Genomic DNA, 21,652 nt, shown 5'->3' with positions numbered 1-21,652 from the left:
TGGAAGTACAGTGATGTATGGAGCGGACTAGTACTAATCGGTCGAGGACTTAACCAAGATAGCGGTGGACCATTATATTGATACTAACTTAACATCCAGTTTTGAGTGAATCATCACTCAATAAAAAGCATATAAGTGCGGTGACGATGGCAAGAAGGATACACCTGTAACCATGCCGAACACAGAAGTTAAGCTTCTTAGCGCCGAGGGTAGTGAAGGGTTTCCCTTTGTGAGAGTAGGACGTTGCCGTGCTTTTTGTATTAATTTAAATATTAACGAGAGAGGGGGGTACATTTAATTATGTTATCTCCTTTTTTTGTTATAATAGACATGTTAATAATAATAAAGTGAGAATAAAGAATGAAATCACACAAAATATTATAAAATATAGTAGAAATATGATAAACTCATATATGAGGTTTTTTAATATTTGACTATTATTGTTGACAATAGTATTTACACTAAACTAGTCAAAGATTTATAAAAAATAGGTCTCAAGACCTATTATAAATTCAATCATATGCTTGATATAATTTAACTTAAATGATTGTAAAATGAGTTGAAAGTAAAGGAGTGCTATGTATGGAATTAAAAAAAATTGAAGTGCCAGAAAATACAAAAAGATGGATGAGTTTTGTTGGAAAAACACTTTTTTATGCAGCCATAATACTTGTATTAATTTATTTGTATCAATATAGCCATGTTGGTGGGGGCTCTTTCATATATAATCAATTTTAAAAAGGAGCTAGTAAATAATGTTAAATAAAATTTTAGAAAAAATTAAAGATATTTCATTAAATAGTGAAGAAACCATCTTTTTTGAAGAAAATAATCGTCGATACACTTATAAAGAGTTAGATAAATTATCAGATTCTCTCGCTGGATTTTTAGAAGAAAGGTACCCAGTGAAAACGCCTATTATTGTCTACGGTGGGCAAGAGGCTTTAATGGTTATTTCTTTTTTAGCTTGTACTAAATCGGGTCATTCATACGTGCCTGTTGATGATCACACACCTAAAGAACGAGTATCGATGATTGTTGAAGAAGCAAATGCTTCTTGTGTTTTATCTTTGTCTGATTGGCCATTAGATACAAAAGAAGTTTATGATAGACAAACAGTTATTTCTTTGATGAATGATGAAAAAGAATATTTAGCAAAACAAGTGGTGTGTGAAAATGATGTGTATTATATTATTTTTACATCTGGAACAACTGGAAAGCCAAAAGGGGTGCAAATCACTTATAATAATTTAATTAGTTTTACCAATTGGATGTTGAGTGATTTTTGTTTGAAAAAAAATCAACGTTTTTTATGTCAAGCACCATTTTCATTTGATTTATCAGTAATGGATTTGTATCCTGCTTTATTATCAGCTGGAACTCTTATTCCAATGCCGAAAACGATGATTGAGAATTTTCCATTATTATTCAAATCAATTCCAGAAATGGCCTTGAATGTCTGGGTATCAACTCCTTCATTAATTGAAATGGTATTATTGAATCCAGAATTTGATTCTGAACATTTACCAACATTAGAAAATTTTGAATTTTGTGGCGAAGAATTACCAAAAAATACTGCTCAAAAATTGTTAGACCGTTTCCCTAATGCTAAAATTTATAATACATATGGTCCAACAGAAACAACTGTTGCTATTACTAATATTATCATCACGCAAGATGTTTTAGATAACTATGAACGAGTACCACTTGGAAAAGTTAAAAGTGATACAACAATTCATATTTTGAATGATCAGGGTGAAAAATTACCTAGTGGTGAAATTGGTGAAATTGTTATTTCTGGTCCAAGTGTATCTATAGGTTATTTTAATAATTCTGAAAAAACAAAAGAGGTGTTCTTTGAATTTGAAGGGGTACCTTCCTATCGAACCGGAGATGCAGGTTTAATCAAAGACGATTTGTTATTTTATAAAGGAAGAATGGATTTTCAAATTAAGTTAAATGGTTATAGGATGGAATTAGGTGATATTGATCACCATTTAATCACTCTGCCAGAAATTCGTTCGGCATGTTCTGTTCCAAAATATAATAAGTCTGGTAAGGTACAACAATTATTAGCTTATGTGGTGTTGGAAACACCTGTTGAAAAAGCAGATGAAAAAAGCTTGATTCAAAAATTAAAAGAGGACTTAAATAAAACAGTAATGGATTATATGGTGCCACATCGTTTTGTCTTTGTTGAAAGTCTTCCAATGACACAAAACGGAAAAATAGATCGTAAAAAGTTAATAAATGAGGTGAATAGTTAATGAGTCAGCTAGCACAGTTGATCCCATACTTGACTCCTTATGAAAAACCTTTTTATTTTATTATATTAGGTGTATTATTTATTCCATCGATTCTTTTATCCTTAAATGGTAAAAGAATGATGTGGTATCAAAATTTTTTAACTATTTTCTTTTTATGGATTAGTTTTGGTGGCCCAAATTCAAAACAGGGATTGGCTTTAATTGCCTACATGATTTGGCAAACACTATTAACGGCTATATACTTTAAATACAGACAAAAAGATAATAAAAGTAGTATTTTTTACTTAGCAGTTTTGCTAAATCTATTGCCTATGATTATCATTAAGCTTTCACCATTTTTTGGTTCTCAGTCGATTTTAGCTTTTCTAGGTTATTCTTATTTAACCTTTAAATCTGTTCAAGTCGTGATGGAAATACGTGACGGGATATTAAAGGAATTTAATATTAAATATTATATTCAATTTTTAATTTTCTTTCCAACTATTTCATCTGGTCCAATTGATCGTTATCGTCGATTTTTAAAAGATTATTTAAATCCGCCAGATAAAGAAAAATATGTAGAGTTGTTACAAAAAGGTATTCATTATATATTCTTAGGTTTATTATATAAATTTATTATAGGATATGTTTTAGGTAGTCAATTATTACCAACTGTTCAAGGAGTTGCACTAGGTGGAACGGCTCCTGTTCTTGGAACAATTGGGTATATGTATGTGTATAGTTTTTATTTATTTTTTGATTTTGCTGGTTATAGTTTGTTTGCAGTAGGGACAAGTTATTTACTTGGTTATGAAACACCCATGAACTTTAATAAACCATTTATTAGTCCCAACATCAAAGAATTTTGGAATAGATGGCACATCACTTTATCATTTTGGTTTAGAGATTATGTTTACATGAGATTGATGTTTACGTTATTAAAGAAAAAAATATTTAAGAGTCGTGTTGTGGCTTCAAACGTTGGGTATTTCGGCCTGTTCCTGTTAATGGGGTTATGGCATGGATTAACCTGGTATTATATTGTATATGGTATTTACCATGCTTTATTAATTTGTATTAATGATGCTTGGTTGAGATATAAAAAGAAACATAAAGACACATTGCCAAGTAATCGTTGGACTCATGCTTTAGCAATTTTTATTACATTTAATGCAGTATGTTTTAGTTTCTTGATATTCTCAGGATTTTTAGATACATTAATTAAGCACTTTATTTTAGTATAGGAGATGGGTAAAAATGAACGTAAAAGAGACAGTTTTAAGTATTTTAGAAGATTTAACAGGAAGTGATTTTTCAGATCAAATGACTGTTGATTTATATGAAGAAGGTATTTTAGATTCAATGGCTACTGTTCAATTGTTAGTAGAAATTGATGGTCAATTAGGTATAACTGTTCCTGTTTCAGAATATGAAAGAAGCGAGTGGGCGACTCCTGAACAAATTATTGCACAGGTTGAAGCTTTACAATCATGACACTAAAGAAAAAAATATTTTTCGCTGTTGGACCATTCGCTTTAGCAGCTTTGTTCATAGTAGTTTTATTGTATTCGCCACTAGAATTTATTAAGGAACCTTCAGAAAAGAAAGTACATGAAGCTGCATCGTCTATGTCTGTTAATGTATTAAAAGGATCTGAAATAAAAAGAGAAGCAATGGAATCTGGAAAGTATTTACCATTCTTTGGTTCATCTGAATTAAGTCGTGTGAATCCTTTTCATCCATCTGTAATGGCAAAAAAATATGATAGATCTTATGAACCGTTCCTCTTAGGAGCGCCAGGAACGCAATCTTTAACGCACTTTTTTATGTTAAATTCTGTTAAAAAACCATTAGAAAATAAAAAAGTTGTATTTATTATTTCTCCACAATGGTTTGTTAAAAAAGGTGTATCAGATCCCATGTACTCACTTTTTTATTCACCGATTGAAACGTATGAATGGTTAGTAGATTTAGATGAAACTGATCAAACTGATCAATATATTGCTGGTCGGTTACTTGAATTTGAAAGTGTAAAATCTGATACTCAGTTAAAGAAAATGTTGTTAAAATTAAAAAATGGCGAAGAACTATCAAAAGCTGATAGAAGAAAAGCTTATTATAAATATAAACGACTTCGAAATGAAGATTTACTATTTGGTCAAATTGGAATTGTTTCTAAGAATAAACGAATTGATAAACAAGCAACATATTTACCAAATCAATATAATTTTAATGAGCTTGATGCATTAGCTTATAAAATTGGACAAGAGAAAACGAATAATAACCCATTTGAAATTTCAAATGGATTTTACTCAAATAGAATTATGCCGATGAAAGGGAGGTTAAAGGATTCTCAAAAGAAATTTAACTATATCTCTTCACCAGAATATGCAGATTTTGAGGCTTTCTTAGAATTGCTTGATAAAAATAATATTGATGCCATGTTTGTTATTCCACCGGTGAATAAGTTGTGGTCTGATTATACAGGCTTATCAACTGAGATGTTAGATGATTTTTCTAAAAAAATTAATTATCAATTAACGTCACAAGGCTTTAATAATGTTGTCGATTTTACTGATAAACGTGGTGAAAAATTCTTCATGGAAGACACGATTCACATTGGTTGGCGTGGATGGTTAGAAATGGATACTCATTTACAAGAGTTTCTGAAGTCTAATAAAAAGCCTGATTATAAAATGAATCCAGAATTATTCTTTAGTAAAGAATGGCAGACAGAACAATATAAATAAACAAACACTCCATTTACCTAAACAGTAAGTGGAGTTTTTTGTATTTTTAGAGAGTCTAAAAAGAATCGCGTGGATGTGGGAGTATCCTTGAATTTCAGTGGAACAAAGTATAGCTTATGGGTCTGAATAGCAAAAATTGTCAGCTGAGGAAATAAAACAAAAAGTCACTACATTGATTACTCAGGTTGGATTGATAGGATTAGAAACTATGAACTATCTGGCGGCATGAAACAATGTTTATATAGCGCTAGAGCGATGTTAAATGAACCCTTTAGTTGTATTAGATGCGATTACAAGATGAAATAGGCAAGGCTTATTGCGATGTCTGTGGAAAGAAAAACATCAAAGTATTTTTATGATTACCCATGATATAGAAAAAGCACCTAAACTAAGTACAAGAGTATTAGTTTTACCGAAAAAATAGCACAAGATTTACATATGAGCCTGATACAGATGAGATATTTCAATAAAATAAATTATTGTTATTAAATGATATTATGTAATTGTTAAAATAAGACTAAACAGTTTAACTATGACTTGATTATTCAAACATAATATGACAAAATAAATGCTACCTTGATTATAAGGAGCAATGCATGAGTGAGTAAAAAAATAATAAAACGGTGTATTTTATTTTTGACATTAGTATTTTTGATTGCATGTAGTTGGTATGTTTGGCAGTTAAAAAAACATGTTACCCAAACATTAAAATGGGAACCATTAGTGAAGACTGTTTTAGAAGAAGAAAATATGGATCAATATGAAGACCTTGTATTAGCCATTATATTTACGGAAACAAAAGGCAACAGTGTAGACGTTATGCAGAGTAGTGAAAGTAAGTATGGTGAACAAAATAAAATAACAACAGAAAAAGAGAGTATCACAAGTGGTGTGACACATTTAGCAGAGGCAATCAAGTATGCACTTGATAATGGGTGTGATATTTGGACAGGAGTTCAAGCGTATAATTTTGGTACAAGCTATGTGGATTATGTAGTCACTCATGGTGAGAAAAATTCTTTAGAATTAGCTCAAACTTATTCTAAAGAGGTGTTAGCACCTATGTTAGGAAATGCAACAGGTGCAACATACCATTATTATGAACCGATTGCATTATTTCATAATGGTGGTAAATTATATCAAAATGGTGGGAATTTCTTTTATGCGGAACTTGTTAAACGAAATATGAAGATTATTAACATATTATCATAGAAAACTCCTAATGGTATCTAGCCATTAGGAGTTTTTATTGAATGATTTAAATAAGACTTTTCGTCCATTTAATGGTTGGGTATGACGAGCATTATTAGCATGGAAATGTTTTAAAGTTTGAATTTGTTTGGCAGAAATTTCCACAGTTTCTCTAAAGAGATACCATTCGACATTTTCAGTAAGTGGAGGTGTTGTTAAAGAGCCTAGATAGTGATAATAATCAGAAATTTTAGGTAATAAGTCATACAGATACACATTGTGAATGGATTTATTTGTGTTCACAGCATCTAGTAATGTTTGAAGTGTCTCATTATGAGCACCTTCAATTAAGAATACACCTAAAACAGCTAAACGACCATTTTGTGCCTCATGAACAAAATGAAGTTCAGCATCAGATAGTTTACCATCAATTTTATGTTCGCTATGAGTATGAAAATGGAATTGTTGTAGGTTGAAAAAACGATTGTTAATATTAGCTGTTCCTGTAGCTAATCCTTGAATAGCTGAGCCAGTATCAAAAATAGCATCCACTGTACGAGAATAGGTTAGTTGTAACTTCCCCATATCCATCATTGGTTCCAAGGTACTTGTATCTATATCAATAGGTGATTGCGACATTGAGTGTTCACAACACCAGTCATGTTGATTAACGTAGTTCCAGTCAAGTATTGGTGCATTAAAATGTTTCATTCAAAAACTCCTTTTCAATCATTCAACTTTATTGTTATCAAAATTTTATCTGAAATGAATTCTTTTCGCCAAGTCAGACGTCTTGAAAAATAGTATTGTAAAGAATGTTTATTATTTAATGATATATAAATGAACAAGAAGGTGATATAACAAAAATGACACAGAATAAATAAATTATTTATCCCCTTTATGACATGTTTTAGTATATAATATTAAGAGTGAGGTGATATAATGTACAAAGTGAAGAATAGTATAAAAAGGTCACTTGAATTCATAAAAGATGGGGTAAGTTCATCTAAAAGTGTTATATTGGCCAACGTTATCATATTATTTATCATGGCACCTTTTATGGTTACATTAACTCGTTTTATTTTAAAAATGGGAGATATCCCTTATTTGTCTTATGATACTGTGGGATTAATTCTTTTTCATCATCCAATTGTGCTTTTTTTAATGATTATGATGTTATTTTTATTAGTGTTTACAATATATTTTGAGTATACGTTTTTACTACTGACGATGTACTTTGTAAAACATAAAGTAGCAATATCTTTGAGGCAATTAGCTAAGGAAACTATTTTCCAGATGAAAAAATTAAAAATTAGTAATTTTTTATTTTTTTTGTGTTATTTTATTTTATTAGGCTCAATAGGAGCAATAAGATTTAATTCGGACCTATTATCAAAATTTAAAATACCAATTTTTATTGTTGATTTTATTTTTGAGAATCGTGTTATTTTTATTATACTATTTATTTTAGCTTATGTAAGTTTAATAGCAATAGCCATTCGTTTGATGTTTACATTACCGTTAATGATTTTTAAGGACTACACTTTTAAAAAGGCTAGCCAAACAAGTTGGTATTTAACCAAAAAACATTTAAAAACGATTATCATTCAATTTATTTCGGTAATGGGTACAATCGCCATAATAGCTGTGGTGGTCAATGGATTGCTAATAGGAATACAAGAGGTGGTAGATACTTATTATCAATCATCTAGTTTTTATGTGGCAATTGTATTATTAACACTCCTTCAATTTAATTGGGTATTTAATTTAGTTTTAACGACGATTGGAATTTTCTTTATTACGATTTCATATTTAGATAAATCAGGTTATCTACCAAATACCAATGATATGTTTCCATTGATTAATAAAACAACGTTTAAACAAGTAACCTGGCCACAAAAAATAATCGTTACACTTGGTGGAATCTGGTTAATCATCAGTGTCTTGTCATACAATTATTTATTTTTAACCCAGCCAAGTATTCATCGACCGTTAACAATCTCACATCGAGGAGTTGATAATGGGAACCATGTACAAAACTCAATAGAGGCATTGGAGATGACAAGTAAGAAAACACGGCCTAATTTTGTTGAAATGGATGTGCAAGAGACAAAAGATAAGGAATTTATTGTGATGCATGATTTTAAACTAAATCAGTTAGTTAAACAAAAAGGTCGTCCAAATGAATTTACACGAGAAGAATTACAACATATGACAGCCAAAGAAAATGGCAAACAAGCACATTTGGTATCTTTTGATGACTATTTAAAACGAGCTAAGGAGCTAAACCAAAAATTATTGATTGAAATCAAAGCAACAAAACAAGATAGCCCTGATATGGTCGAGCGGTTTATAAAAAAATATTACGATACGATAAAAGAAGAAGGGCATGAAATTCAGTCATTGTCTTTTGATGTGGTAAAAGAATTAAAAGAAAAAAAAACCGATTTATATGTGGGATATATTATGCCTTTCACATTAGCTGGCCCTCCTGAAGGAAAGATGGATTTTTATTCGGTTGAATACACAACACTTACAAAAAATTTGGTTCAGTCTATGCATAATCAAGAGAAGAAAGTTTATGTGTGGACATTAAACGATACAGATACCATTAATCGTATGATTTTTTATGGAGTAGATGGAGTAATTACTGATAATATGACGTTATTAAATACTGTGCTTTCAAGGGATATTAAAGAAACGACTTATGCTGATAAGTTATTATATTTCTTGGTAGGAATTGGTTAACTCATTTGTTTCAAATAAAAATGGCATAACAGCCATTTTTTTTATATAATGAAGTGAGAATTGATTGGAGATGGAATGAATGACTGTTGTTGTATTTGATGTGGATGATACGTTATATGAACAGCGTATACCATTTGAGTTAGCGATGAAGGCTAATTTTGGGAAAAAAACTTGGTTTGATGATACGATTTCTTTACCAACATTGTATCGTTTATTTCGATACCATAGTGATATAGCTTATGCTAATGTTGTAGCAGGAGTATTATCATTACATGATATGCGTGTTTTACGCATTAAGCAAACATTAAAAGATATTGATGTGGAAATCACTGACTCAGAATGTGAGTCATTTCAAGCATGTTATTTACATGAACAAACTAAGATAGTAATTCATCCGGAAATGATAAAATTACTCAATGTATTGAGAGAGAAGAATGTCCCTACTAGCATTTTAACAAATGGGCCAACTGATCATCAAGAACTGAAGCTTTTACGACTTAACCTGGTCAATTGGATTAATGAAGAAGCTCATCATATTTCAGAAAGCATTGGATACAGTAAACCAGATGCAACTGCTTTTAAAATGGTTGAAAGAACACATTTTAATGAGACTGATTTTTTATATGTTGGAGACTCATATGATAATGACGTTGTTGGAGCAAAAAGTGCAGGTTGGAAAGTTATCTGGTTAAACAAAAATAATAAAAGAATAACACAAGGTATGATTGAACCTGACGTTGAGTTGGATTCATATGAAGATATCATAAAGACTGTGTTAGACTTATTACAAGAGGAGTAAATATATGAATGTACATCACGCAGATATCGTCATTAGTGCGGTACAACCTGAACAATACCCTAAAACAAATTTACCTGAAATAGCCTTAGCAGGACGCTCAAATGTTGGAAAGTCATCATTTATTAATACACTAGTAAATCGTAAAAATTTAGCCAGGACATCAGGGAAACCTGGAAAAACACAAACCCTAAATTTTTATATTATTGAAGATAGTCTGCACTTTGTCGATGTTCCAGGATATGGTTATGCTAAAGTATCGAAAACAGAACGTGCAAAATGGGGACAAATGATTGAAACGTATCTGACTGAAAGAGAGCAATTAAAAGCTGTTGTATCACTTGTTGATATGCGCCATGCTCCTTCAACTGAAGATATTCAAATGTATGAATTCTTGAAGTATTACAATATACCAGTCATTGTTGTTGCAACAAAATGCGATAAAATTCCTCGGGGCAAATGGAACAAGCATGAATCAATGATTAAGAAAAAATTGAATTTTGATCCATCAGATGACTTTATTATCTTTTCGTCTGAAACAAAAGAAGGAAAAGATCAGGCGTGGAAAGCCATTGAAAGTTATATGGATTGATTAAAATAAGTAGTTAAGATGGAGTATGCTAAGCATGCTTCATTTTTTTATGAAAAAAGTAACAAATTGCTATGGTTTTTCATTAATTTTAGGTTTAGAATATTCATAAAAGCTCTTATTTATGTTAAAATTTAGTTGATAAGGTTTGTGAAATAATTAAGTTAATCATAAGTGGAGGAAAATAAATGGCTTTAGTTAAAATCGTATATGCTAGTATGACTGGAAATACAGAGGGTATTTCTGAAATTATAGAAGATCAGTTCAGTGATGCAGGATTTGAGGTAGAACGTGAAGAATGCACAGAAGTTGACCCGGATTTTTTTGAAGATGCAGATATTTGTATTGTCGCAACTTATACATACGGTGATGGTGAATTACCATTTGAGATGGAAGATTTCTTTGAAGATTTAGAAGATGAAGATTTAGAAGACAAACTATTCGGCGTTGTCGGGTCTGGTGATACAGAGTACGGAGAATATTTCTGTCAATCAGCACGAGATTTTGTGGAACAATTTAAAAAGACCGGCGCCACAGAAGGTGCTGAAATGGTTGAGATTGAAAACGAAGCAGATGGCGAAGATACAGAACGTCTCCAAGCATTTGTTGATAAATTAGTTAGTAAAGTAGCGTAGACAATTAGCAAGGGTCACACCTTGCTTTTATTTTTAGTATAGAAAAGGATGTAACGACAATGACAGAAAAAATTACCATGGATGGCAATACAGCGGCTGCTTATATATCTTATGCATTTACTGAATTAGTGGCAGTTTATCCGATAACACCAAGTTCTACAATGGCAGAAGTGGTAGAAAATTGGTCAGTGAAACATCGTAAAAATATATTTGGCGAACCAGTCAAGGTTGTAAATATGCAATCAGAAGCAGGAGCAGCAGGAGCGGTACATGGGTCGCTAAAGGCTGGAACATTAACCTCAACGTATACAGCATCTCAAGGATTATTGTTAATGATACCAAATATGTATAAAATAGCTGGCGAGTTGTTACCGACAGTGTTTCACGTGGCATCTCGAGCAGTTACAACAAACGCGTTAAGTATTTTTGGTGATCATGGAGATGTGATGGCAGCAAGACAAACCGGTTTCTGTATGCTAGCTGAGAGCTCTGTTCAAGAAGTGATGGATTTATCTGCGGTAGCTCACTTAGCTTCCATCGAAGCAAGTTTACCATTTATGAATTTCTTTGATGGATTTAGAACAAGTCATGAAATTCAAAAAATAGATGTGATTCCTTATGAAATGCTGGGAGAACTAGTAAATCAAGATGCGTTAGCTACTTTTAGAGATCGTTCGATGAACCCAAATCATCCAAGTGTTTCAGGTTCTGCGCAAAACCCAGATATTCATTTTCAACAAAGAGAAACAATCAATCAATATTATGACCGAGTGCCAGACATTGTTCAAAAATACATGAACGATATTAATGCAACTCGTGGAACGAATTATGATTTGAGTACTTATTATGGTCATGAAGAAGCAACAGAAATTATCATTTCAATGGGGTCAGTTGCGCCAACTGTTAGACAAACAGTTGATTATCTAAATAATCAAGGTCGTAAAGTAGGGCATTTAAATATACATTTGTATCGCCCATTTCCAACTGAAAATATTTTAAAAAATATTCCAGGTACAGTAGAACGAATTGCTGTTTTAGATAGAACAAAAGAACCAGGGGCTGATGGCGAGCCACTTTTACTAGATATTCAAAGTGCGATGTATCGTCATAAAAATCGTCCAATCGTCATTGGTGGACGATATGGATTAGGTTCTAAAGATGTGCCACCGAACCAAATTAAAGCGATTTTTGATCATTTAAGTGGACCGGTGGATAAATTATTGTATCGTTTTACTGTTGGTATCAATGATGATGTCACACATTTGTCATTACCAGTGGGACCATTGCTTGATTTAACACCAAAAGATACTTACCAAGCAAAATTTTGGGGATTTGGATCTGACGGAACAGTTGGTGCTAATAAGCAAGCCATTAAAATCATTGGAAATCACACTGACCTATATGCACAAGGGTATTTTTCTTATGATTCAAAAAAATCTGGTGGGTTAACGACCTCTTATTTACGTTTTGGAAAAGAACCAATCAATTCCCCTTATTTAATTGAAACAGCAGACTTTATTGGCTGTCATAATGGGTCATACATTCATCAATACGATTTGTTGCGTGGACTTAAAAAAGGTGGGACATTCCTTTTAAATACGACGTGGGATAAAGATCGAGTGTTACGTTTATTGCCAAAACGTTTGAAAAAAGAATTAGCTAAAAAAGAAGCAAACTTTTATATCATTGATGCGATGTCCATAGCACAAGAAGTTGGTTTGGGTCGACGTATTAATCAAGTCATGTCGACAGCGTTTTTTGAGTTGAATCAACTTATGCCAAAAGATGAATACATTAAATATTTAAAAGAAGAAGTAGTCGCAAGTTATGGTAAAAAATCGCAAGCAATTGTGGATAAAAATCATGCAGCTATAGATTTGACACTCTCCGATTTGGTAAAAGTAGATATACCTAGTAATTGGTTAGATATTGAAATAGACAAAGCAGTCGTTGATATGACCAAACCAAAATATGTCAGAGAAATATTAGAACCTGTTAATGCACAACAAGGTGATTCATTGAGTGTTAAAACACTTATTGATAATAATATGACAGATGGTAGTGTACCAATGGGAACGGCCGCTTTTGAAAAACGCGGCATTGCGTTAGAAGTTCCAGAATGGATACCTGAAGCATGTACGATGTGTAATGAGTGTGCGTTTATCTGTCCACATGCCGCGATTCGTCCATTTTTAGCGGACGATGAGGAGATGGCAGAAGCACCTGAAGGATTTATTGTACGTGAAATGAAAGGTGCAGATGGCTTGAAATATCGTATTCAAGTGTCATTGGAAGATTGTACAGGTTGTGGATTGTGTGTGGATGTGTGTCCAGCAAAAGAAAAAGCGTTAGTCATGAAACCTTATGATGAGCAAAAAGAAGAAGCAATCAACTGGGCATTTGCTATGACGCTAAAACAAAAAGCAAATCCTGTGAAGAAAAAAGAATCAATAAAAGGGTCTCAATTTGAGCAACCTTTAATGGAATTTTCAGGTGCGTGTTCTGGTTGTGGTGAAACAACTTATATCAAGCTATTAACGCAACTTTATGGTGATCGTATGTTGATGGCTAATGCGACAGGTTGTTCTTCTATTTGGGGTGCATCAGCACCATCAACTCCTTATACAACCAATTCAGAAGGACAAGGTCCTGCTTGGAGCAATTCGTTATTCGAGGACAATGCTGAGTTTGGTTTGGGGATGTACCTTGCTAATCAAACACAACGAGATGGCGTACAACATTTACTAGAAGAAGTGATTAAACAGCAAGTTGGAACCGACTCATTAAGAGAGTTGATGGCTGATTGGATTGAACACAAGGACGAAGGAAAAGGATCAAGACAGAGGTCAACAAAACTAGAAGCAGCTTTGTTAGAAGAAATGGATGGCAATGAATTACTCGAAGATATCTATCGTAAAAGAGATTTGTTTGTCAAACCTAGCCAATGGATTATTGGTGGTGATGGTTGGGCTTATGATATTGGCTTTGGTGGGATTGATCACTGTTTAGCTAGTGGTGAAGACGTGAATATTTTTATCATGGACAATGAAGTGTACTCTAATACTGGAGGTCAAACATCAAAAGCAACGCCAACTGGAGCAATTGCAAAATTCTCATCCGAAGGTAAGAGAACACCTAAAAAAGATTTAGGATTAATTGCCATGACATATGGTGGGGTGTATGTCGCACAAATTGCGATTAATGCCAACCCTACCCAAGCAATCAAAGCAATTGCTGAAGCAGAAAATTATCCAGGTCCATCCCTTATTATTGGATATGTTCCTTGTATCAATCATGGGATTCAAGGTGGAATGAGCCATGCCGTTGAAGTAACTAAACGAGCTGTCGAGTCAGGTTACTGGCCGCTTTATCGTTATAATCCTGAGCTAGTGGATAAAGGAAAAGAGCCACTAAAAATAGATTATAAAAAAGCTAATTTTGATAATCTAACAGAATTCTTTAACTATCAAACTCGTTTTTCTGCATTGGAAAATGTATTAGAAGATGAAGCAGAAGTAGCAACATTACTTGAAAAATCAGCAGATGATGCTATAGAAAAAGCTCAGACCTACAAAAAACTGTCAGGCAAATAAGTAAAAAGCATAGCAACACAAGTGAAAACCATTTCTATTATGTATAGACATAATAGAAATGGTTTTTTTATTCTAAAAAGGCGTTTCAATATGAATCACAAATTATTTATTGTAGAAGATGATTCGATTATCAGTTAAGGATTAACAACATATTTATCTTATCGATGATTTTTTTGGTCAACGTCAATGTAATTATACAAATTTTATTAAAAAATGATGGAATGAATTCTTTACTAGGAGCAGATTCAGCAAAATTATTATCTGACTTTGGCTCAATCGTCATCTTAATCTTTACAACTATTTTTTCATTGTACACCAATAGTTTTTTGCTCAAACAAAGAAAAAAAGAACTAGGGTTATACAATATATTAGGGATGGGAAAACGTGAACTTGGCAAGATTTTATTTATCGAGACCATGTTAGTGTCATTGTTTTCAATAGTAATTGGATTATTTTCTCAAAATTATCGTTTCTAATTTTGAAAAAATAACAGGATTCGGTGAAGGATGTACTTATAATTTAACGATGACGAGCCTAGGTTATGTGTTAGTATGTTTTATCGGTATCTTTTTATTATTTTATGCGATTAATATGATTCAGTTAAAACTAGTCAATCTTTTAGAATTATTAAAAGGTACTCAAACAGGGGAAAAAGAACCAAAAGTAAAATGATTAACAGGTATATCAGGCATTGATTGTATTGGTGCTGGATATTATATGTCAGTCACTATCGAGTTTCCTTTAAAAAGCAATTAGCTTATTTTTATTGCGATTGTACTTGTGATTTTTGGAACGTATGCTTTATTTATGGCAAGTAGCATTATGTGGTTTCTTATTTTTAGGTATGATTTTAGGACTTAGTTTCACTTTAGCCACAGGGTTAATCATCTACTACAAACAAATATCAGAAGGTATGCAGGATGAACATCGCTATGATATTATGCAAAAGGTTGGCATGAGTCATCAAGAAGTGAAACAAAGTATTAGAGGACAAATCATTATGGTATTCTTTTTCCCGATTATCCTCGCGACACTTCACTTAGCTTTTGCGTTTCCTTTGATGAGTAATTTACTGATGTTATTTGGATTGAGTAATAAAGTATTATTTATGATAATTTGTATCATTATGGTAGTAATCTTTTTACTAATTTACCTTGTGATGTATGCTCAAACATCTAAAGTGTATTATCGATTAGTTGAGAGAAAAGTAGTATAAGAAAAAACAGCGACGCAGAATCAAACTGTGTCGCTGTTTTAATATGTTAGTTTATAATCCCTTTTTTCCAATAAAAGGAAAGAATTTTGAAGTATGTTGTGCATAAGATTGAAAATCTTTTCTAGTTTTATATTTATTTTCTAGTAAGGGAACACCTGACACAAATAATATTAAAAAGGTAATAGTAATAGGACCAATGATAATCCAAAGATTAGTCCAATGTGATAAAGATAAAAGAAAAATCCCCCACCAACTTGTGACTTCTCCAAAATAATTTGGGTGTCTAGTAATAGACCAAAGTCCAGTTGTTAATAATTTTCCTTTATTACTAGGATTTTCTTTAAATTTAGTCAATTGATAATCTCCAATGACTTCAAATAAAAATCCAATAATCCAAATGAATACACCAAGTATTTGCCACCAACGTAAAGTATTATATACTTGTTGATTGGTAAAAGTATGTGTAACAGGTAGTGCAACAATAAACAATAAGAGGCCTTGAAGAAGAAAAACATTGATAAATGCTTTTAAGTGAACAAATTGATTTCCCCAACGTTGTTTGATTTTAACGTATCGATAATCTTCAGGAGCATTCCAATTACGTAACCCTAAATGCCAAGCAAGACGACCTCCCCAAAGTGTAACAAAGAGTAGAACAAGTATCTGTTGAATGGTATGCGGAGAGGCCATTAAAAAGCCTACCCAAGCTACCACAACAAATCCTCCCCCCCAAGCAATATCAACTAAGGAATAGTTGGATTTAATAGTTGATATAATGAACCAAATAATAAAATAAGCAAATAATGCTAGAATAATTGTAAGATACATTTAACTTTCTCCTTTTTTTAAAATACCTGCAATGGCGATACTATTTTTTCCGGCGCTGATAGCAATAGATGTTGAACTGGCTACTGAATAGTCAATTTTATCAGTATAATCTTTTAAATAATATTTTAGTAATTCAACTTGATTTTCCGAGTAAACATATGCGATAGCTAAACGATCAATTTGATGATGTCGAAATAGTTTTTTTATTTTGTTTGCTATTTTTTTAATACTTTGTTTTTGACTAAATGAAAGAGTCATTAGTTTTCCTTCGCCAAATGAATCCAGACTAACAATTGGCAAGATGTGGCAATTTTGAGCCATTTTTCCAAGAGATAAAGGAATTCGACCAGACTGTAACATCGGCGATAAATCAGCGACAGCTACATAGATAAATAACCGATGAATGGTATCTTTTAGATTAGTTATAATGTCATTAAAGCTCAAGGATTTTTCTACTAATTCTGCTGCTTTCATAACTAATAGACCTTGCGCTACAGAGTTAGCTTTTGAATCAATAACTGTTATCCATTGAGATGCCAATTTTTTAGTTTGTATTCTTTGGTTGACTAGTTGATAAGTACCACTGAGTTTTGAAGAGACTGTAATAACAATCACATGGTCATATTTCCCTTGTAAAAAAGATAGGAGGTTATCAATTGATTGAATAGTAGGTTGCGATGTACTGCATTGACTCGTATTTATACCCTTTTCAAAAATAAGCTGTGAATCAATACTTAATTTATCGAGATAATTATTAGACTCGCTTTGAACAGGCATTGGAATGACATGTATTTGGTGTTTCAATAGTAAGTCACTTGGTATATCAGCAATAGAGTCTGTCACAATAGCGATAGATGATACAGGCTTGGTATTAACTTCATATTGAAGAAGCATATCATCTATTTTTTGATAAGATATACGACCGTAGTGGTTTAATAATGATAGAACGTCTTTAGGGTTATTAGTATGTATATGAACTTTTAACTGTTGTTTATTTCCAATAACAATAACAGAATCCCCTTTATTTAATAGTTTACCTTTCAATTTTTTATCGGAAATACTTGGTTGAGTCATAATAAACTCCGAGCAGTATCGATAAGAAGGCTTTTCAGATATGATATGATCAGATGATATCAAGTTAGATGGATAGTTAGTTATAGAAGAAGGGATGGTTTCTTCTATCAACTCTTGTGGTAAATTTTGAGAGAAGGCTTCAGTCAAACCAGTAATAAAATAATAAAAACCTTTTGCTCCAGCATCCACCAACTTATTTTCTTTAAAAATTGTCATTTGAAATTGTGTCTCTAAAACGGCTTTTTCTGCTATCATCTGTGCTTGTGATAAAGATTCTTCTAATGATTGTGTTTTTTTATAAGTATCAACAAGTTTTTCAGACCAAGAGGAGATAACTGTTAGTATGGTTCCTTCTTTTGGATCTAGCAACGAATCATATACTTTAACAAGAGCTGTTTTAAAAGAAAAAACGAGTTGTTCTGTTGATAAATCACTTTGAGCATAATCTTCTGCTAAGGCATTTAAATACTGTCCTAAAATCATTCCAGAGTTACCACGAGCTCCAAGTAAAGCGGCTGATGCTACGTTAGTTAATAGAGAATGTACCGTGTCGTGATAACTAACAAGATTATCCATAATTGATTGCATAAGAAAGGCCAAATTACTACCAGTATCACCATCTGCAACAGGAAAGACATTAATACGATTTAATTCATTTTTATTCTTTATAACTAAGTTAGCACCTGATTTGATACTGTTAGCTAACTTTTTAATATCAACTTCTTCCAAATTAAATTACCCCTTCAAAAAATTAAAATTAATAAAATAAACAATTGCTGATGTAATAGCAGTGACGGATGTTCCCCATACTAAGTCAATAATTGTCATCGTTACTGACCAATTTTTAATAGTGGCTAAATTGGTTAAATCATAGGTACTATAACAAATAAAACCAAATAGAGCCCCAGAAGAAATGGTGTAGAAAATACTTTGTTTGTCAATACCAGGGATTAGGACAAAAAATACAACCCCAACAAGGTAGACAAAATAAAAAATAATAGCGGGAGTTACCTTTACATCACCGAGTAACTCTCCTATGAAAGTTTGGTACAAATTTTTTGATACAACTAATAGCCAAAATAGATCAAACATTAAAAAGATAACAGCACTTATACCAAACAATTTTAAAAACTGATTCATAATTACTCCTCCATTCTGATTAAATAAATAGTATCATGAAAAAAATTTTTATTAAAAGGATTTACCTTGATTAGCAAAAAATATACTTTAAAAAAGTATTTTTACCACTATTAACTAAAAGTGTATAGTTTATTATAAGATAGTTGATAGGAATGAAAATATAGGAGGAAAAGATGAAGAAGAAAATGAAAAAGTGGGCGTTATCTGCTCTGTTATTGACAGGGTTAATAACTTTTGGAGGATGTGTTGCTGATAAAACAGTGGAAACAAGTGATACATCAGTTTCATCAAGTGTTATAAAAGAAAGTACAGTAGATACATCAAGTAAAGAAAAAGAAGAATTAGCTAAAAGAGAAGCAGAAGAAAAAGCAAAACAGGATGAAATAGAAAAGAAGAAAAAAGAAGAGCAAGCCTCACAATTAAAAAATCAAGTTAGTGATTTGGCAAACTTAGAATACGAAGGAACTCAAACGATAAAGGTTAATGATGATGTACCAAGTTTTAGCGATGAAGAGCTATCTTTGAGTAATGGCGCTTGGGAAATTTATGGTGATTTAGATGGGTTAAATAGAGCAACAAGTGCAAATGCTATGCTAAATCAATCATTAATGCCAACTGGAAAAAGAGAAAGTATTTCGTCTGTTACACCAACAGGTTGGAAAAATAAAAAGATTGAAGGTGGGTATTTATTTAATCGATCACACTTAATTGGTTGGGCATTAGCTGGTGAAAATGCGAATTGGAAAAATTTAATTACAGGAACAAGACAATTAAACAGTCCAGAGATGTTACGTCATGAGATGGATGTTAAACATTATCTTGAACAAAATTCAGATAATTATGTAAGATATCGTGTGACACCAGTTTTTAGAGGGGAAGAGTTACTGGCGCGTGGCGTTCAAATGGAAGCACAATCTATTGGAAATGATACCATAAAATTTAATGTTTACATCTTTAATATTCAGGATGGGATTGACTTGAATTATGCAGATGGTAGCAGTTCAATAGGAGAGAGAGCTCAAGAAAATGAACCATCACAAGAAGAACACAATATCACGAATCATGAATCATTGGCTAATGATAATGATTCATCTGATGATATGAATCAAGTATTTGTTACACCTACTGGAAAAAAATATCATACTCATGCTCATGGGCGCGGTAATTTCACTCCTTCTACATTGGGTGAAGCCAAAAAGAAAGGGTTAGAACCATGTAACATTTGTTATTAAGTTAAAATAAAAAAGAAACGACTTTTTTGTCAGTTTCTTTTTTTGTATTTAGGGATGACTTTTTAGAAATAAAATCTAAAGATATAACAAAACATTGGAATATTTTTCTAAACTAATTGTTGAATTAGCTGACGAGTTAAGTTTTTTATCACGAAAAAAACACGTTGGTTACATGGTAAGATATTAGTTGATTATCAATATAAGAAATTAAAAAAATATGACTATGATAATTCATTCATTTACTTATATTTACATTCATTATCGAAAATTTAATTAATGATAGTTGTAGAAAAGAAGAAGTTATTACGATTAAATTAATTTTGTTGACAAGATTAAAGCCTGATGATAAAGTTGTTAAAAACCATGAACAGAAAAAGTAACTTAAATGACGTTTTATAGAGAGCCTTTGGTTGGTGGAAAAAGGTAGACGTGTTAAGTGAATCACATCTGGGAGTTAACTTTTTGAAATTGTTAGTAGAAAAGTTCGTTTGAGAAACGTTATGAGCTCGAAGTTATAAACTTCATGAGGTTATTGTTGTGAAACAATAACAAATAAAGGTGGAACCGCGAATTTTCGTCCTTTGGCTTTTATAAGCCAAGGGACTTTTTTTATACCAAACAATCAATGACTAGACAAGTAGTGTATTAAGTCCATTTTGACAGAGAATTTTTCAATAGGCTGAGAGAAAAATCAACATGCTTTTACATGAACACAACTAGAAAGATGTATTTCTGAACAACAAAGTAGGGAATAACGTTTTATCCGCGTTAAGGATGAGTGTTTAAAATATTAGTTTAAACATCATGAGATTGTTATTGTGAAATAGCAATAAATTGAGGTGGAATCACGGTTTATCGTCCTCTTGGGTTATACCAAGGGGATTTTTTGTACCAACAATTAAAAATAAACGATAGGTAAATAAAAAATTATCTTGTTTAATAATTGAAAATGGAGGGATTTACCATGGAATACATAATGAAAATTTTACCATCACTTATTGATGGGGCAGGTATGACGTTAAAAGTTTTTTTCTTTACACTATTAGGATCTATCCCACTAGGAGTACTCGTTGCGTTTGGTTTACGTGTGACATTTAAACCATTGACCTTTATATTAAATCTTTATATTTGGTTAATGCGAGGGACACCGCTATTATTACAACTTATCTTTATCTTTTTTGGTTTACCAGCAATAGGTATTGTCTTTGAACGATATGATGCTGTGATGATTGCCTTTATTCTAAATTATGGAGCTTACTTCGCTGAGATATTTAGAGGAGGGTTACAGGCTATACCAAAAGGTCAAATTGAGAGTGCACAAGTGCTTGGTTTAACACCGTTTCAAACAGCATATAAAATCGTTTTGCCACAAGTGATAAAAATTATTTTACCATCCATTGGGAACGAGGTGATTAACTTAGTAAAAGACACTTCGCTGATGTATGTGTTGGGATTAGGTGACTTGTTACGAGCAGGTAAAATCGCGACAAATCGTGATGTAACACTTGTACCACTCGTTATGGTTGGGGTGATTTATCTCTTTTTCACCGCCGTTTTAACTGGTTTAATGAAATACCTTGAAAAACGATTTAGCTATTATAAATAAGGAGTGAT

At 32.1% G+C, this 21,652-nt stretch carries 19 protein-coding genes, 1 rRNA gene and 1 other annotated feature; of the genes, 16 read left to right on the top strand and 4 right to left on the bottom strand.

From position 1 onward, the window contains the following. Positions 1 to 136: 136 nt before the first annotated feature. The 7 genes from rrf to AC37UB_RS04260 all read left to right on the top strand — a co-directional run bounded on the left by rrf (position 137) and on the right by AC37UB_RS04260 (position 6,208). A 5S ribosomal RNA gene (gene rrf, locus AC37UB_RS04290) occupies positions 137 to 252 on the top strand. Between the two features lie 330 nt (positions 253 to 582). After that, positions 583 to 738 carry a teichoic acid D-Ala incorporation-associated protein DltX gene (locus AC37UB_RS04285; RefSeq protein WP_117974196.1) on the top strand — a complete coding sequence of 52 codons (156 nt, stop codon included), beginning with the start codon at positions 583 to 585 and terminating at the stop codon, positions 736 to 738. Between the two features lie 17 nt (positions 739 to 755). Then, positions 756 to 2,267, top strand: a complete 1,512-nt coding sequence (gene dltA / locus AC37UB_RS04280; protein WP_242093719.1) for a D-alanine--poly(phosphoribitol) ligase subunit DltA — start codon at positions 756 to 758, stop codon at positions 2,265 to 2,267. After that, the gene (dltB, locus tag AC37UB_RS04275) at positions 2,267 to 3,490 is read left to right on the top strand and encodes a D-alanyl-lipoteichoic acid biosynthesis protein DltB (protein WP_117974200.1); all 1,224 of its coding nucleotides are present in this window, start codon (positions 2,267 to 2,269) and stop codon (positions 3,488 to 3,490) included. Before dltA ends, dltB begins: the two co-directional genes overlap by 1 nt. A gap of 13 nt (positions 3,491 to 3,503) precedes the next feature. Beyond that, positions 3,504 to 3,740 carry a D-alanine--poly(phosphoribitol) ligase subunit DltC gene (dltC, locus tag AC37UB_RS04270; RefSeq protein ID WP_117974202.1) on the top strand — a complete coding sequence of 79 codons (237 nt, stop codon included), beginning with the start codon at positions 3,504 to 3,506 and terminating at the stop codon, positions 3,738 to 3,740. Next, a complete protein-coding gene (dltD, locus tag AC37UB_RS04265) occupies positions 3,737 to 4,996 on the top strand; it encodes a D-alanyl-lipoteichoic acid biosynthesis protein DltD (protein ID WP_117974204.1) in 1,260 nt (419 codons plus the stop codon). The genes dltC and dltD overlap by 4 nt, the downstream gene beginning before the upstream one ends. A 636-nt stretch (positions 4,997 to 5,632) precedes the next feature. Then, the gene (locus AC37UB_RS04260) at positions 5,633 to 6,208 is read left to right on the top strand and encodes a lysozyme family protein (RefSeq protein ID WP_277756532.1); all 576 of its coding nucleotides are present in this window, start codon (positions 5,633 to 5,635) and stop codon (positions 6,206 to 6,208) included. A 24-nt stretch (positions 6,209 to 6,232) separates the two neighbouring features. Here the strand turns inward: AC37UB_RS04260 and AC37UB_RS04255 are convergent, their stop codons facing one another. Next, a complete protein-coding gene (locus AC37UB_RS04255; protein ID WP_117974208.1) occupies positions 6,233 to 6,898 on the bottom strand; it encodes a carbonic anhydrase family protein in 666 nt (221 codons plus the stop codon). 231 nt (positions 6,899 to 7,129) lie between these two features. Between AC37UB_RS04255 and AC37UB_RS04250 the strand changes: the two genes are divergently transcribed. The 7 genes from AC37UB_RS04250 to AC37UB_RS04220 all read left to right on the top strand — a co-directional run bounded on the left by AC37UB_RS04250 (position 7,130) and on the right by AC37UB_RS04220 (position 15,764). Next, the gene (locus tag AC37UB_RS04250; protein ID WP_490685367.1) at positions 7,130 to 8,935 is read left to right on the top strand and encodes a glycerophosphoryl diester phosphodiesterase membrane domain-containing protein; all 1,806 of its coding nucleotides are present in this window, start codon (positions 7,130 to 7,132) and stop codon (positions 8,933 to 8,935) included. A gap of 79 nt (positions 8,936 to 9,014) precedes the next feature. Next, the gene (locus AC37UB_RS04245) at positions 9,015 to 9,734 is read left to right on the top strand and encodes an HAD family hydrolase (RefSeq protein WP_490685366.1); all 720 of its coding nucleotides are present in this window, start codon (positions 9,015 to 9,017) and stop codon (positions 9,732 to 9,734) included. Between the two features lie 4 nt (positions 9,735 to 9,738). Then, the gene (gene yihA, locus AC37UB_RS04240) at positions 9,739 to 10,323 is read left to right on the top strand and encodes a ribosome biogenesis GTP-binding protein YihA/YsxC (RefSeq protein WP_490685365.1); all 585 of its coding nucleotides are present in this window, start codon (positions 9,739 to 9,741) and stop codon (positions 10,321 to 10,323) included. 185 nt (positions 10,324 to 10,508) lie between these two features. Further along, entirely contained in the window at positions 10,509 to 10,955 is a 447-nt protein-coding gene (locus AC37UB_RS04235) for a flavodoxin (RefSeq protein ID WP_490685364.1), read from the top strand. Positions 10,956 to 11,014: 59 nt separating this feature from the next. Next, on the top strand, positions 11,015 to 14,548 hold the full coding sequence (nifJ, locus tag AC37UB_RS04230; RefSeq protein ID WP_490685363.1) for a pyruvate:ferredoxin (flavodoxin) oxidoreductase: 3,534 nt from the start codon (positions 11,015 to 11,017) through the stop codon (positions 14,546 to 14,548). Between the two features lie 221 nt (positions 14,549 to 14,769). Continuing rightward, a complete protein-coding gene (locus tag AC37UB_RS04225; RefSeq protein WP_241699209.1) occupies positions 14,770 to 15,024 on the top strand; it encodes an FtsX-like permease family protein in 255 nt (84 codons plus the stop codon). 320 nt (positions 15,025 to 15,344) lie between these two features. Further along, the gene (locus AC37UB_RS04220) at positions 15,345 to 15,764 is read left to right on the top strand and encodes a hypothetical protein (protein ID WP_490685362.1); all 420 of its coding nucleotides are present in this window, start codon (positions 15,345 to 15,347) and stop codon (positions 15,762 to 15,764) included. A 51-nt stretch (positions 15,765 to 15,815) separates the two neighbouring features. Here AC37UB_RS04220 and AC37UB_RS04215 read toward each other — a convergent pair whose 3' ends face one another. The 3 genes from AC37UB_RS04215 to AC37UB_RS04205 are packed head-to-tail and all read right to left on the bottom strand — an operon-like array spanning position 15,816 to position 18,806. Further along, positions 15,816 to 16,592, bottom strand: coding sequence for a DUF1295 domain-containing protein (locus tag AC37UB_RS04215; protein WP_117973172.1), 777 nt, complete (start codon positions 16,590 to 16,592; stop codon positions 15,816 to 15,818). Beyond that, positions 16,593 to 18,395: a DegV family protein gene (locus AC37UB_RS04210; protein WP_241699207.1), complete on the bottom strand. Its 1,803-nt coding sequence runs from the start codon at positions 18,393 to 18,395 to the stop codon at positions 16,593 to 16,595. A 6-nt stretch (positions 18,396 to 18,401) separates the two neighbouring features. Then, positions 18,402 to 18,806, bottom strand: coding sequence for a DUF2177 family protein (locus tag AC37UB_RS04205; RefSeq protein WP_242093708.1), 405 nt, complete (start codon positions 18,804 to 18,806; stop codon positions 18,402 to 18,404). Positions 18,807 to 18,979: 173 nt separating this feature from the next. Between AC37UB_RS04205 and AC37UB_RS04200 the strand changes: the two genes are divergently transcribed. After that, on the top strand, positions 18,980 to 20,038 hold the full coding sequence (locus tag AC37UB_RS04200) for a DNA/RNA non-specific endonuclease (protein ID WP_242093706.1): 1,059 nt from the start codon (positions 18,980 to 18,982) through the stop codon (positions 20,036 to 20,038). A gap of 354 nt (positions 20,039 to 20,392) precedes the next feature. Then, positions 20,393 to 20,623, top strand: a binding site (T-box leader). Between the two features lie 379 nt (positions 20,624 to 21,002). After that, positions 21,003 to 21,644, top strand: coding sequence for an amino acid ABC transporter permease (locus AC37UB_RS04195; RefSeq protein ID WP_117973168.1), 642 nt, complete (start codon positions 21,003 to 21,005; stop codon positions 21,642 to 21,644). Positions 21,645 to 21,652: the final 8 nt, after the last annotated feature.

This window comes from Vagococcus changpingensis, assembly GCF_058211775.1.
Note: the sequence above shows the minus strand (reverse complement) of the source record. Positions and strands in the feature narration are given on the sequence as shown.